Origin of the sequence: Sedimentibacter acidaminivorans (assembly GCF_017873955.1) — a bacterium.
GTDB lineage: Bacteria > Bacillota > Clostridia > Tissierellales > Sedimentibacteraceae > Sedimentibacter > Sedimentibacter acidaminivorans.
Genome location: NZ_JAGGKS010000005.1, coordinates 79,341 through 93,421, shown reverse-complemented (window position 1 = coordinate 93,421; position 14,081 = coordinate 79,341). Strand labels below are relative to the sequence as shown.

Genomic DNA, 14,081 nt, shown 5'->3' with positions numbered 1-14,081 from the left:
GTACGCATGCGTAAATCAAAGCTAACCGACCCATCTTTTTACTATTTTAAATATCTTTATTATTTAACTGTTACTGTTTTGAAATACCAGTTAATTCCACCAGTAATTGTTGCATCATCTAAAGTTTTACCTTCTTCTCCCACAGTACTTCCATCGTTAGTTTCAATCACACCATCAAATACATTAAAGCTACCATCAAGCATAGATTTCTCTGCACTTTCTATTGCTTCAATTGTACCATCTGCTACTATACTTTCATTAATAGGAGAAATAGCAATTAATCCTTCTTTCATACCACCATAATAGTTCTCGCCTGTCCAAGTTCCATTTACAGCATTTTCAACTGCCCAAGTATAATATGCTGCCCAGTTCCATACCGCTGATGTCAATGTTGCTTTTGGAGCATCTTTAGACATGTCTGAGTTATATCCAATACCAAATGCACCTGCTTTTTCAGCTTCTAATTGTGGATTTGGAGTATCGCAATGTTGTGCAATTACGTCACAACCTTCACCTAACAATGCTTTTGCTGCATTTGTTTCTTCTTCTGGAGAAAACCAGCTATTTGTAACTTTTACATAAACCTTAGCATCAGGATTAACAGAATATACTCCTAATGCAAATGCATCAAGGCCTCCTGTTACTTCTGAATTATCTTGGCCCATAGCTGCTACATATCCAATTAAGTTAGATTCTGTTTTTAAACCAGCAGCAATACCAGTTAAATATCTAGCTTGATATATTCTTCCAAAATAATTATTAAAGTTTGCATCGTTGCTCTTATATCCTGAACCATGTGAGAATATTACATCAGGATATTCTGCCGCTAAAGCTTCCATTGTATCCATGTATCCCCAGCTTGTACCGAATATAATATTACATCCTTCTTCAATACATTCAAGTATTGCAGTTTCTGTAGCTGTTGGATCACTATCGTTCACATTATTTTTACGAATAATTTGGCTATCTTCAAGACCAATAGCTTCTTGCATTCCTACAATTCCTTGATCATGTGCATATGTGTAACCAGATCCATCTGCAGGGTTACCAATATGAATAACACCTACTTTAATATCTTCTTTTGCTATTGCTGGAAATTCCTTTGTTTCAGATGGTTCTTGTGCTGCAGGCTCTTGTGCTGCTGGTTTTTGTGCACAAGCAGTAAATAATGTTAATACCAATCCTAATGTTAAAACAATCTTAAATAACTTTTTCATTTTCTCTCCTCCCGGACACGGGGACGTTTCACCTGTCCTATTGTCCTATGTATTTACATTTACACTAAATAATATTGACAATATAAAAAAGCGAATAGTAAACTATTCGCATCATATATAATATAATAAAAATCAAAAAAACTTCAATAGTCAAACAATTTACGGTTGTTCGGTAGAGACTTTGGATCCATATTATCCATATTATATTGATGCAATAATTATTTAATTGTAATTTTATCATTTGTATTATAACTTAAATATTTAAAATACGCAATACAATATTTAACCTAATATGTAATTAATTGTCGTGAACTAAATTGCAATATAATTAAAATGGTGCAAATTCTTGATAAGACCACCATTCTTCTTTCAATAATTTATATTGTTCATTAAATTGAGTCAAATGAACATTTTCCCATTTTATCAATAAATCAAACAATTCTTTACCTGCTCTAGATGATAATTTCGATTTAGCATCCTCATAAAACTTCACTGAATGCTGTTCCATTTGCATGCCTACACTAAATACAGACATAGTAGAAGATATACTATCTTTGTCAACTTTTCCCCATTGATAGATTTTTGGAGAAGGAATTTCTATTCCTGTCTCAAGTACACTTTCAATATCAAGTTCTGATCCACCACTTAGTTCATTCCATAATTTTTTAAGATATTCCTCGTGTTTTCTTTCTTCATTAGCTAATTCTAGAAAAGCTTGCTGAGTACCATTTGAAGTAGCTTGTGCACTAGCCATCAAATAAAACTCACGACCTTCAACTTCATTTAATATAGCTTGGGAAATTATTGCTAATTCTTCTTTATACACCTTTTTTCCTCCTTAGATTAATAAAAATTTTCACTGTTATTTTAATATATACCATATCTTAATTTAATTTAAACATTTTTTAATAATTAATACATATTAAAATAAACTTTAGTAAAAATATCACTCAAACTATACTATTTTATCGCCGTTATATTTTTCACCACTAGCATTTGGATCTATGTTATATCTTTCAGTCCACAAGGTTTTATATTTTACAGCCTGAGCATGTATGCTATCAAACTTTTCGGGAATACTTTTGATAACTTTGGCTGGTAAACCAGCAACCATAGAGTAAGGTGGAATTTCTTGATTCCCTAATACAACAGCTCCTGCCGCTACAATACTTCCTCTTCCTATTATGGTACCATCCATTACAATAGAGCCCATTCCTATTAAACAATGATCTTCAATAGTGCACCCATGTACTATTGCTCCATGACCGACAGTTACATAATCTCCAATTATTGTTGAGTACTCATCAGAAACATGAACTACTGAATTATCTTGAATATTAGTATATTTCCCAATTTTAATACTATTAACATCTCCCCTTACAACTGTATTATGCCAAATGCTACTGTATTCATCCATAGTTACAGCACCAATCACCTTAGCACCTTCAGCCAAATAAATTTTTTCATCTAACAAGGGATTTTTACCTTCAAACTCTTTAATCATTTATAATACTCCTACTTTAATTTACATTAATCTAATACATTATGTCTCTAACCTTTTATATCTTTAACCCATATTCTACATGTGGTGTAAAATCCAATCCCCAATATCTTTGTAAACTTTTTCTCTATCTAATTCATTTAGGATTTCGTGTCTATCTTCCTTATAGAGTATATATGAAACATCTTTTATTCCTAGTTTTTTATATTTATCGTATAGAATTACAATATCCTTTCCAAAGTTTCCTACAGGGTCTTGGTCTCCAGATAATAATATAATAGGCAAATCTTTTAACATTTTCTTCAAGTTATTATCATCATATAAAGTAAGCATTCCTTTAAACATATTGTAATATGAATTTAGTGTAAAAATAAATTTAATTTTTTTATCTTTTATGTATTCATCAACAATTTTCTTATCTCTACTAAGCCAATCCACATTTGTTCTAGATGGTTGAAATTTTTTATTGTTATTACCAATAGCTAGATTATTTACAAATTTACTTCTGTATCTCCAACCTTTAAAAGTTGCTATTAATTTTGTAATTATTAATCCGGTCTTCAATAAAGCATAGGGTTGATGTCCTGTTCCAACTATTATCGCCCCATTTATGCCACTATTATAAATAGTAATATATTGTCTTACTAAAAAAGACCCCATGCTGTGACCTAATATAAAATATGAAGCATTAGGATATTCTTCTTTCAAAATAGTATTAAGTTTATTCATATCATCTATTACAACTTTATTTCCATCACCTTCACTAAAAAAACCTCGGCACTCCTCATTTATTAAAGAAGAGCCATGACCTAAATGATCATTTCCTGATACAACTATTCCTAAATCTGCCATTGCATTTGCAAATTCATCATACCTTTCAATATGTTCAAGCATTCCATGAGCGATTTGTAAAATACATTTTATTTCACCATCTGGCACCCACTTAATTGCATGTATTTTAGTAATCAAATCAGCTGAATCATAATAAAATTCCACTTTATTTGCCATCACACACCTCTAATTATGACTATTCTAGTTTAATAAATCAATTAAACTCTGAAAATTTATCTGCGATATTTTCAATATTGTTTGATTTCATATCTTCTTGAAGAAGAGGTAATTTAAATATTTTTTTACCTTTAAAAGTTTCCATAATAATATCTAAATATTTTTGTTCTTGTTCTTTTTTACTTTTCCAAAAATCATCCTTCATATTTTCTGGAAGTATTTTATTTACAACAATACCATCAACTAATACATTATATTTTTCTAAAATATTAATAGCTTTAACAGTTTCATCTATAGGTAGCTTTTCTGCATTTATAACAAATATAAATGATAAAAGCTTATCTTCCATCATTATTTTTTTTGCTTTATTAATTTTTTCATATCTTTTTCTTAATATTTTAATTACTTCATCATTATCTATATCTTTTTTATCAGTTTGCCCGTGATGATTAGCCATAGACATTAATGTAACTGACTTACTTCTTTTCTTTATTAGCGTATCAAGCCAAGCACCTAAAAGTTCTGGTAAAGTTAAAAGTCTTACTGTATGACCGGTTGGAGCTGTATCAAATATAATTCTATCATATTCATCGTTCTTTTCGGTTATAATTTCTATCATTTTATCGAACAATGCTGCTTCTTCTGTTCCAGGGGATATTGAAGCTGCATCTATCTGCTTATTTATTTCCTTTACTATAACTGGACTTACAACATTCTTTAAGCTAATTTTTACATTGTCCATATAAATTTTACTTTCTTTTTCACCACTTATTTCTATAGCATCTAAGTTAGGAAGAATATTGGTTATCTCATTTTTAATTTTCTTCTCAAAAATATCTGAAGTTGAATGAGCTGGATCTGTAGATACAAGAAGTGTTTTTAATCCACTTTTTGCAGAAAAAACTGCATATGAAGCACTACACGTAGTTTTACCAACTCCTCCTTTTCCGCCAAAAAATACTATCTTATTCATAATTTCCTCCTTATGCGTCTAAATCAAAATCGCCCCATTTTTCTCCCCAGATATATAATCTGCTGACCATTCTTCTCTGCCAACCATCTAAATCATCAGCTATTAATGGCAAAAGTTCTAAAGAGTAATAACTTGTAGGTATTGGAATACCCAAAATATCGCCAAAGCAAAGAAGTATAAAATCATCCATCTCATTATGGGACTCTTTCATTAGTAAAGATTGTGATTTTCTATTAAAATCAGTAGCTCCTTGAAAGAAAAGTTTAAAATTATTTAAAAACTCTTTAACTTTTTCATTATCCAAAACAGTTCCTCCTTCTTGTAAAAAAAGAGCTAACAGCTTTTGTTAGCTCTTTTATAAATAACGTCAATAATTATCCTTTAATTTTTTCTTCAGTAGTTTCTGTCAAAGTTTTATATCCAAATCTAGCAAGAACTACAGCTAAAACTAATAGAATAGCAGCTATTATTACTAGTATCCAATTTGTTGCAAAATCTGCCGATTTTTGAATTATTAATAAAACTAATGCAGCAAAAGTAACAACAAACATAAATATTGTTGGAATAACTGCAACTTTGTTGCTCTTTCCAGATTTTTTTAGATATGCTGCCAATGTTAGTAAAGCTAAAGCTGCTAACAATTGATTTGCAGATCCAAATATTGGCCAAACTTTTGCGTAACCCATAACTGCAAGCAATCCACCAAGACCTGCTGTAATTACAGTTGAAACATATTTATTTGTTAATACATTTGCTTTTTCATCAGCTGATTGTCTATTGTCAAATAATTCTTGGAATATAAATCTACCAAGCCTAGTTGCTGTATCTAGCGATGTTAAAGCAAAAGCTGAAATAGCAAGAGATGTAAATACTTTACCAGTTTCAAATGGTATTCCAAAAGATTGCATGAAATTACCTATTCCTGTTGCAAATACATTCATAGGTCCACCGTCACTTAATAATTCTCCAAGTTCTGGTGTTGCTATATAAGTTGCAGTTATAATTGCTATAGTAGCAAGTACACCTTCTATTAACATTGATCCATAACCTATTAATTTTACATCTTTTTCATTGTCTATTTGTTTTGAGGTTGTTCCAGATCCAACTAAAGCATGGAATCCAGATATAGCTCCACATGCAACAGTTACAAACAACATTGGGAATAAATAATTCATGTTTCCTGTATTAAATGCTACAAAAGATTTAGCTTCTATTGTTGGGTGAAGAATAACTAATCCTAAAACCGCACCAATAATCATAGCATATAGTAAAAATGAATTTAAATAATCTCTAGGTTGAAGAAGTATCCAAACTGGTGCAACGGATGCAACTGTAATATAAGCAACTAATATAATTACCCAAGTGCTTTTAGTAAAACCAGCTGTAAATTGAAATCTCATTCCAAGCCATATGCATGCAAACAATAAAACAACACCAACAACTGTACTTACACCAAGTCCTGCCCCTTTTCTATAAACAAAGAATCCAAATGCAATTGCTAAAATTATAAATAAGATTGAAGTAGAACCTGCAGCTGGAGTTGATACAAATAATCCAGCGCATATAGCTGTAAATGCTGCAATTACTAAAATAAGAGTGAGCCAAGCAAACCAAGAGAATAATTTACGACCTGTATCTCCCATAGTTGAATGAATAACTTCTCCTAAGGACTTCCCATCATGTCTTACAGATGCAAACAAAGCACCCATATCATGAACTCCTCCTACAAATATAGATCCAATTACAATCCATAACATAACTGGAAGCCAACCAAATACTGCTGCTTGTATAGGTCCTACAATAGGTCCTGCACCTGCTATAGAAGCAAAATGGTGTCCAAGTAAAACTGGTGCTTTTGCTGGACAATAGTCAACTCCATCTTCCATTGTATGAGCTGGAGTTTGTTTTTTCGGGTCTAATCCCCAAGTCTTACACAAATATGAACCGTAAGTTGCATAAGCAATAATAAAAATAATAATAACCGACAAAACTAGTATTAATGAATTCATTGTATTTCCTCCTTAAAAATATAATTATTTAAGAAATATAAATCTTTTTTTCTCCCTCCTTCCTAATGAATTGGAGTAGGCTTGGTTAGTTTTCAAATTAACTAAAATTAACTTAACGTTAACCCACCCTTTAAAACCCCAATCATACGACTTATAAAACTTAAACTTTTTTACTGACTTTATAGTATCATTGTCAATATCTTCCTCAGACGATATCAGTAAAGTTATTGCACTTGACATAGTTTCACTATCTCTTATCACAATATTATCAACATTGTCTTTGATATATTCCTTTAATTCATTAATGTAATCAACATCTAAGTTATTGCAATTATGATAAAGAACATACTCGTTTATTTTAAAAGAATATACTTCAAATTTTCTTAATGCAAAATACTTAGAATTTCTGGTGTAATACCTACCATACAAAGAAAATTGTCTTCCACCCAATTCTTTATCTAACTCAATGTCAAAATATTTTGTTAAACTACTTTTTAATTTGTTTAAATATTCATTACTGTTCATATGATATCATCCTTGCTGTTCTTTTAAATTGATTATATTCCTCGGATTAATGAATGTCAATACGTTTTCAAATATTTTTTTGGTAATTGTTTATACTTTATAATAATTATTTAATAAAACTATTATAAATATTAACAATTTTGTAAATAATAAATATAAAGCAAAGATGAGTTATAGGAGTTTAAATTTATGAGTAAAAAAGCAATTATTATTGGTGCTGGAATTGGTGGTTTGACAACCGCTTTAAGACTTTTAAAAAATGAATATGAAGTTGTTATTTATGAAAAGAATAAAAAAATTGGAGGAAGAGTTAATATATTAGAAACTAAAAACTTTAATTTTGATTTGTCAGCTTCTATTTTGATGATGCCTGATTCTTATAAAGAAGTGTTCTCCTATATTGGAAAAAACTATACAGATTATTTAGAATTCATAGAAATTGACCCTACTTATAAACTTTTTTCAGGTGATACAACTATTGATTTTAATAACAAGTTTTCTTCTTTAACAAAAACCTTAGAGAAAATTTCAAAAGAAGATTCATTAGGATACTTCAAATTCTTGTCTGATGTTTATGAAAAATATTTAATAGCAAATAAATATTTTTTACAAAAATCTCAAGATGATATTACAGATTTCTTCAATTTCACAACATTGATAAAAGCATTAGAAGTCAATACACTTTCTACTTCATACGATTTTATTTCTAAATATGTAAAAGATGAAAGACTTCGTCAATTTCTAGCCTTCCAGTCAATGTATGTAGGTATATCTCCTTATAATGGTCCTAACATTTACACATTAATTCCTGTTGTTTCTCAGCTGTATGGTTTATGGCACCTTAAAGGAGGTATGTACTCTTTTATTAATGCTCTATCAAAACTAATATATGAACTTGGCGGAAACATAATTACAGAAGTACCCGTAGAGGAAATTCTATTTTTAAATGATAAAGCAATTGGTGTAAAGTCATCTAGAGGAATAGAAAATGCAGATATTATCATATGTAACGCAGATTTTCCTTATTCTATGAAAAACTTAATTAAAAATGAATATTACAAAGATGATTATACTGATAAAAAATTAGCTAAAATGAAATACTCATGTTCCACTTTTATTATATATTTAGGATTAAAAAAAAGTTATCCTCAATTAGCAGTTCACAATATATATTTAGGTGAAAATTTTAAAGAAGGCATTGAATCACCATTCAAAGGTGTTATACCAAAAAATCCAACTTTATATATTTATTGCCCTAGTAGGATAGATAGAAGCATGGTAAAAAATAATGGAGATTGTATTAATGTTATGGTTCGTGTACCCAATCTCTTTTTCAAAGAAATAGTTTGGGATAAAAATACAATTAATACTCTAATGAATGATATCTTTAAAGAATTAAAAACTATAAAGGGGTTGGATGATATAGAAGAAAACATCGTATATAAAAACTACCTTACTCCTCTAGATATGGAAAGTACATTTAATGCTTACGGTGGGACAGCTTTTGGTCTTAGCACTACCTTAACTCAAACAAATTATTTTAGACCAAAATTCAAATCCAATAAAGCTAATAATTTATTTTTTGTGGGAAGTTCTCTACATCCTGGTCCTGGGATATCCTTGGTATTAAATTCTAGTAAAATTGTAACCGAAGAAATTTTAAATACTATGTAAAATGGTAAATATTTGTGAATAAGAAAGCCGACTTAAGTAACAAGCGCTTAAGTCGGCAATTCTAAGTATAATCAAATTAAACTTCTATTTAACAGATATCCTTTTAACTAGTTTTGCTAAAGTTTCTCTATCTACTTCATCTCCAACATCCCATAATTGCTTTAATAATCTTTCTTGATCATTTCTTGGGTCTACGTTGTTTGTAAGAAATGTCCCCACTTTTTCAGCCGTTTTATTTATAGTATCATCTGACATGCCTACAACTTCACCAAGTTTAACAGCTTTTCCTAACGTTGCCTTCCAAGCACCCCAATCATCCATATTGCTCATATAATCAACTCCTATAGAATATTTATTATATAAATTATTTACAATTATTATAATAATATTCTAATATAGCGTACATTTTGGTTGTAAAATAATGAATCAATTCAATAATTCAATCTTAGCAGGATTGTATACTTAAAAGCGTCTAGTTTTCAATCATTAAGCTAATATACTTACTTGCTGCTTTAATTGACCCCATTAAAATCCTAATAATATTTTTTATACCAAATTTTTTTATCATTTCAGTATTTTTGTTTACAAATAAATTTACATATAAATTGGTTTTTAAAAGTTCATAGTAATATGTTCTCAAACTTATTTGAGATGGTTTTATCATCACTTGCCCAAAACTCCACTTTTCATAATCATCTGCACTATATATAAGTCTATTTTCATATTCCTTGTACATTGGCAAATTAGGAAATGGTGTTAATGGACTGATAGAAGTTATTTGTGGTTTTAAATCTTTAATATATGTTCTAAATAATTTAAAATCTTTTTTACTCCAATCAGGATGAGCCATAAACGAGGCCCACACATCAATCTTAGCTTCTTTTAATATTTCTGCTGCCAAATAATTATCTGTAGTGGTTGACTTCTTTTTATATTTAATCAGTTCATTATCATCAAAGGTTTCATAGCCAACTAATAATGCCTTTAACCCTAATTCTGCTAATTCTTGTACATATTCCTTATATTTTATTATTCCTGCTACTGAAGCATACATTATATAATTCTTTTTTAAGTTGAATTCTTTGATAAGATTTATAAGAGTTTCTATTTTTTCTTTGTTTGTAAAAAAATCATTATCCATAAACATTATTGTAGGTTCTTTGATACTTGCTAAATCTTTTTTTGTAAGGTTTATATCAATTAACTTTTCTTTTGCACCTTCTATCCTCCACCTTAAACAAAAATCACATACTTTTTCACAACCCGTTCCAAATTCCATAATCGCAGCTGGTCTGTATCCAAAGTACGAATATTCACTACGATATTTTTTTGTAGATGTCCTATCTGGCAGCATATACTCGTTTCGTCCTGCTTTTCCTGTAGATTTATATCCAAGTTCTTTTGATCTAATTCCGTCAACTAATTGTATTTTACTACTGCAAATAAAACTATAAAAAATTTCAAGGTTTTCTTTATTTGTATATTCAAAAATATGATCCACATCATCATTAAAAAAGGATTCTGCATTAAGATAAGTTTGTGTACCTCCAACTATGGTCATTATATTATTATCTGTTTTTTTCACTTCCGTACATAATTCAATTACTTTTTTTACATCTATACACAAGCTAGTAATACCTATAGCATTTGGTTTATATTCTTTAATTTTATCTGATAATATCGTACTTTCTATCATCATATCAAATATCTCTACTTCATAATCCTCTTTTAGAACACCATAAACCATTTCAAGTCCAATTGGTTCTGAAAACATGAAATCACTTAAAGTTATTGCTTGTTTAATTCTTGGTGGTCTGACTAACAATATTTTCATATATACAATGCCTTTCTAAAATATATTAGGTGTAATTTTTCTTTTAATTTGATATCTATAATAAAGATTTACTATAGAATAAAATAAATATTTACCTGGTTTTTTTAAAAATTCTTGTCTTAAAATATTTCTCTTAACAATTGATTTTATAGTAAACAATTCTTCATACAACTCCCAATAAGCATTTGTTAATTCATCAGGTGTCATATTCACTGGCTTATGAACTGCTTCTGTACCATCAAAGGAATAAATATTATCTTTTATCAAACGCCCTGCATCTGTCATATCAGTAAAGAATTTAGTTCCTGGTATAGGAGTTAAAATATAAAACCTTGGAACAGAAATTTTATTATCCTCAATAAATTTTTTAGTCATTTTAATGGATTGTAAAGTATCACCTTCTCCTCCTACAACCATTTCTGTTGATACATCAATGCCATATGATTGAATATTTTTAATTAATTCAGGATATTTCGATGGATTTGCCCAGCCCTTATTCATAGCAACTAAACTTTCTTTTGAAATACTTTCAAGTCCAAAACTAAGTGTAGTGCAACCACTGTCTGCCAGAGTTTTTAATAGTTCATTTTCTTTACCAATGCGAATATCACACTGGCTCATCCATTCCATATTTAAATTTTTAATTTCTTTCAATAGTTTCCCTAAATACTCTCTATCTGAAAAAATATTATCGTCAAGTAGCAGAAATTTTTTGTATCCTAAATCTTTTACCTGCTTAATATCTCTTACAACTTCTTCTAGAGGTTTTTTTATATATTTGCCCTTATATAAACATGCTACAGAACAAAAGCTACATGTATTTGGACATCCCCTTCCTGCTTGTACAGGTAAAAAGTCCCCAATATTTTTATTTATAATTAAATCAAACCTTGGAATAGGAGTGGAAAATACTCCTTTATCTAAATTTCTTTCATATATTTTTTTAAGTTGACCTTTTTCAAAATCATCGAGCAATTCTTTCCATACTAACTCTGCATCTCCAACCACAACACTATCGCAATATTTAGTAGCTTCTTCTGCCATTATACTTGCCATATAACCACCAAGTACAACAGTTTTTCCCTTATCACGAAATGCTTTTGCAATATCAATTGACCTTATTACACCATGACCCATGGTACTAATTCCAATTAAATCCGCATCTGTATCCATTGGAATATCTTCTAATATTTCTAGTATTATTTCTGTTTCCCAATCTTTAGGCATCATAGCTGCTAAAAGTGGCATTGCAAGTCCCACAAAATATAATTTCTTTTTCTTTATAGGTTTATGATTTTGGTCATATGGGCTTGGTTGAATAAGTAATATTTTTTTCACTAGTAACCCCTCACAATCTTCTGAATATACTGAAAGCTAACAAAACTACTGCCAACAAGCATTTTTAAATTAGATTTAATGCCATATTTCTTTATTAAGGCTAATACATGTTTTGGTCTCATAATTATTCTATAATATGATATCAACAGTTCAAAATAAAATTTTCGTATACTCATAAATTCTGGCTTTAGAACAACATGAGCCATATCCCATAATTCATATTGTTCTCTTTTTACCAATAAATCATCTAGGTATGATTCAAATATTTCAGTTCCAGGTAGCGGAGTCAGTGGCTGAAGATTAACAAATCTAACATTAAGTCGCCTTAACCATGATGTAAGTTCTCTAAAATCATTTCTAGTAAAATCTAGCGGAATAATTAATGTAGCGTAAAGCTCTATTTCTAATTCTTTTAATATATTAATACATTCTTCATTAATATTTTTAGTAGTTTTTTTATTATATTCTTTGAGGTCTTGTTCTCTAACCGACTCAATTCCAACTATTACAGCTTGTAATCCATAATTTTTCAATTTAACTAATATATCCTTATTTTCAGCTATAAAATCCGCTCTACCATAAACTAAAAATTTCTTCTTTATATTTTTTCTTTTAAGTCCATTTATAAATTCAAGTAAATATTTAGTATCATGTAAAAAATCATCATCTACTATATATACTTCATCTTCTTTAATTATTTCTAGTTCTCCTAACACATCTTCTATTTCTCTTCTAAAATATTTTCCATTTGTAATTTCCTTACAAAAACAAAAACTACAATTGTATGGGCACCCAAATGAAGTTTTAATTAAGGCACAAGGGCTGTGAAACATGTAGTAATATTTACTTCTATATTTTGAAACTGAACTTCTGTCTGGATATTTATAGTTAAATATTGTCTTTTTAGGTCCTAACTTACCAAGCTCCATATTTATTTTTTCAACAGTTTCATTTTCAAGCAACATATCTAATGTTAAATTAAAACCATCAATTCCATTTTTATCATAAATAAAATCTATATATTCGGACTTAAAATCTTCTGACACAACCTCTGAATGAACACCACCTACACCCGTAATAATTTTAGGATATAATTCTTTAGAAATACTAGCTAGCTTCTTAATAACCCCAACATGAGTTATATAACCTGTAAATAACACAAAATCAGGTTTTTCTTTTATCATAATTTCTTCATACGATTTTTTTTCTACTATTAAATCGATAATTTTAATACTTATCTCTGTTTTTATTTTTTCAGGTATATTTGAAACTAGGTACTCTAACTCTAAAGGTTCGCATATCATTACATGTTGAAGACCAATTGTTTCTTTATGAGGTTTTGGTCTAATAAGTAAAACCTTCATACGCGCACCTTCTTTAATGAGTATATGGCAATCCTAGGCATGAAATATTTTTCCTTTATTATTTTTAATTTTTCCACTTTGAAATATGGTTGACTTAATCTTCTGAAATTTTGATCTGAAGGATAATTAGCAGACCCTGTTGTAATCTTTACAAAACCCAATGCAAATTTATCATATAAATTATCTCCACTTGCAAAGCCAATGTATATTATTCCATCATCTTCTAATAATCTAAACAGCTCTTTCATTACCTTTTCTGGTTCTTTGTAATATGGAAAAGAATGAGTACAAATAATTATATTATATTTATCTTTTAAGTTCTGCAATTCAGCTACATCCATTTTTATATGTTTAGCTTTAGGGTTTCTTTTTTTGGATATTTCTAACATTTTCTCCGAAAAATCAACACCTGTTATTTCTACATTTTTAAATTTATCAGAAATTTCCCCTATTAATTCACCTGGTCCACTGCCTAAATCTAATATTTTAATTTTTTCATTGTAATTACTATTATACTTTTCATAGATTTCTGAAACAACCTTTATAATATAATTTCTCGTTGGTGTTAATGAATATTTTTGAACCCACAATTTATCATATTTTCCTGCCCAAAAATTCCATATGTCTGATTTTTTCAT

Annotated in this window: 14 protein-coding genes and 1 riboswitch; of the genes, 1 reads left to right on the top strand and 13 read right to left on the bottom strand. The window is 29.2% G+C overall.

Annotated elements, in window-relative coordinates; translation table 11 throughout:
• Positions 1-59 precede the first annotated feature (59 nt).
• From J2Z76_RS09285 to J2Z76_RS09250, 8 genes are all read right to left on the bottom strand, one after another.
• Positions 60-1,217: a BMP family ABC transporter substrate-binding protein gene (locus tag J2Z76_RS09285; RefSeq protein WP_209511769.1), complete on the bottom strand. Its 1,158-nt coding sequence runs from the start codon at positions 1,215-1,217 to the stop codon at positions 60-62.
• A 127-nt stretch (positions 1,218-1,344) separates the two neighbouring features.
• A riboswitch (purine riboswitch) is annotated at positions 1,345-1,446 on the bottom strand.
• Positions 1,447-1,545: 99 nt separating this feature from the next.
• Positions 1,546-2,043 carry a ferritin family protein gene (locus J2Z76_RS09280; RefSeq protein ID WP_209511768.1) on the bottom strand — a complete coding sequence of 166 codons (498 nt, stop codon included), beginning with the start codon at positions 2,041-2,043 and terminating at the stop codon, positions 1,546-1,548.
• A gap of 129 nt (positions 2,044-2,172) precedes the next feature.
• Positions 2,173-2,721 (bottom strand): gamma carbonic anhydrase family protein, encoded by a 549-nt coding sequence (locus tag J2Z76_RS09275; RefSeq protein WP_209511767.1) that lies wholly within the window; start codon positions 2,719-2,721, stop codon positions 2,173-2,175.
• Positions 2,722-2,796: 75 nt separating this feature from the next.
• Positions 2,797-3,726 carry an alpha/beta fold hydrolase gene (locus J2Z76_RS09270; protein ID WP_209511766.1) on the bottom strand — a complete coding sequence of 310 codons (930 nt, stop codon included), beginning with the start codon at positions 3,724-3,726 and terminating at the stop codon, positions 2,797-2,799.
• Between the two features lie 37 nt (positions 3,727-3,763).
• A complete protein-coding gene (locus J2Z76_RS09265) occupies positions 3,764-4,699 on the bottom strand; it encodes an ArsA family ATPase (RefSeq protein WP_209511765.1) in 936 nt (311 codons plus the stop codon).
• 10 nt (positions 4,700-4,709) lie between these two features.
• A complete protein-coding gene (locus J2Z76_RS09260; RefSeq protein WP_209511764.1) occupies positions 4,710-5,003 on the bottom strand; it encodes a DUF7990 family protein in 294 nt (97 codons plus the stop codon).
• Positions 5,004-5,073: 70 nt separating this feature from the next.
• Positions 5,074-6,708, bottom strand: coding sequence for a carbon starvation CstA family protein (locus J2Z76_RS09255; protein ID WP_209511763.1), 1,635 nt, complete (start codon positions 6,706-6,708; stop codon positions 5,074-5,076).
• A gap of 24 nt (positions 6,709-6,732) precedes the next feature.
• Positions 6,733-7,233: a DUF8052 family protein gene (locus J2Z76_RS09250; protein WP_209511762.1), complete on the bottom strand. Its 501-nt coding sequence runs from the start codon at positions 7,231-7,233 to the stop codon at positions 6,733-6,735.
• A 189-nt stretch (positions 7,234-7,422) separates the two neighbouring features.
• On the opposite strand from J2Z76_RS09250, the gene J2Z76_RS09245 reads away from it, so the two are divergent.
• A complete protein-coding gene (locus J2Z76_RS09245; RefSeq protein ID WP_209511761.1) occupies positions 7,423-8,907 on the top strand; it encodes a phytoene desaturase family protein in 1,485 nt (494 codons plus the stop codon).
• A gap of 84 nt (positions 8,908-8,991) precedes the next feature.
• Here J2Z76_RS09245 and J2Z76_RS09240 read toward each other — a convergent pair whose 3' ends face one another.
• The 5 genes from J2Z76_RS09240 to J2Z76_RS09220 all read right to left on the bottom strand — a co-directional run bounded on the left by J2Z76_RS09240 (position 8,992) and on the right by J2Z76_RS09220 (position 14,081).
• Complete coding sequence (locus J2Z76_RS09240) at positions 8,992-9,237, bottom strand: DUF3243 domain-containing protein (protein WP_209511760.1); 246 nt, start codon at positions 9,235-9,237, stop codon at positions 8,992-8,994.
• Positions 9,238-9,379: 142 nt separating this feature from the next.
• Positions 9,380-10,741, bottom strand: a complete 1,362-nt coding sequence (locus J2Z76_RS09235) for a B12-binding domain-containing radical SAM protein (RefSeq protein WP_209511759.1) — start codon at positions 10,739-10,741, stop codon at positions 9,380-9,382.
• A 15-nt stretch (positions 10,742-10,756) separates the two neighbouring features.
• Complete coding sequence (locus J2Z76_RS09230; protein WP_209511758.1) at positions 10,757-12,079, bottom strand: B12-binding domain-containing radical SAM protein; 1,323 nt, start codon at positions 12,077-12,079, stop codon at positions 10,757-10,759.
• Positions 12,079-13,443: a B12-binding domain-containing radical SAM protein gene (locus J2Z76_RS09225; RefSeq protein ID WP_209511757.1), complete on the bottom strand. Its 1,365-nt coding sequence runs from the start codon at positions 13,441-13,443 to the stop codon at positions 12,079-12,081. The genes J2Z76_RS09230 and J2Z76_RS09225 overlap by 1 nt, the downstream gene beginning before the upstream one ends.
• Positions 13,440-14,081: a class I SAM-dependent DNA methyltransferase gene (locus J2Z76_RS09220; RefSeq protein ID WP_209511756.1), complete on the bottom strand. Its 642-nt coding sequence runs from the start codon at positions 14,079-14,081 to the stop codon at positions 13,440-13,442. Before J2Z76_RS09220 ends, J2Z76_RS09225 begins: the two co-directional genes overlap by 4 nt.

Excerpts from the sequence above, each read along its gene's own strand:
- J2Z76_RS09275 (WP_209511767.1), bottom strand. The coding sequence starts at position 2,721 with ATGATTAAAGAGTTTGAAGGTAAAAATCCCTTGTTAGATGAAAAAATT.
- J2Z76_RS09240 (WP_209511760.1), bottom strand. The coding sequence starts at position 9,237 with ATGAGCAATATGGATGATTGGGGTGCTTGGAAGGCAACGTTAGGAAAA.
- J2Z76_RS09270 (WP_209511766.1), bottom strand. The coding sequence starts at position 3,726 with ATGGCAAATAAAGTGGAATTTTATTATGATTCAGCTGATTTGATTACT.
- J2Z76_RS09250 (WP_209511762.1), bottom strand. The coding sequence starts at position 7,233 with ATGAACAGTAATGAATATTTAAACAAATTAAAAAGTAGTTTAACAAAA.
- J2Z76_RS09220 (WP_209511756.1), bottom strand. The coding sequence starts at position 14,081 with ATGAAAAAATCAGACATATGGAATTTTTGGGCAGGAAAATATGATAAA.
- J2Z76_RS09265 (WP_209511765.1), bottom strand. The coding sequence starts at position 4,699 with ATGAATAAGATAGTATTTTTTGGCGGAAAAGGAGGAGTTGGTAAAACT.
- J2Z76_RS09225 (WP_209511757.1), bottom strand. The coding sequence starts at position 13,443 with ATGAAGGTTTTACTTATTAGACCAAAACCTCATAAAGAAACAATTGGT.
- J2Z76_RS09245 (WP_209511761.1), top strand. The coding sequence starts at position 7,423 with ATGAGTAAAAAAGCAATTATTATTGGTGCTGGAATTGGTGGTTTGACA.
- J2Z76_RS09285 (WP_209511769.1), bottom strand. The coding sequence starts at position 1,217 with ATGAAAAAGTTATTTAAGATTGTTTTAACATTAGGATTGGTATTAACA.
- J2Z76_RS09255 (WP_209511763.1), bottom strand. The coding sequence starts at position 6,708 with ATGAATTCATTAATACTAGTTTTGTCGGTTATTATTATTTTTATTATT.
- J2Z76_RS09235 (WP_209511759.1), bottom strand. The coding sequence starts at position 10,741 with ATGAAAATATTGTTAGTCAGACCACCAAGAATTAAACAAGCAATAACT.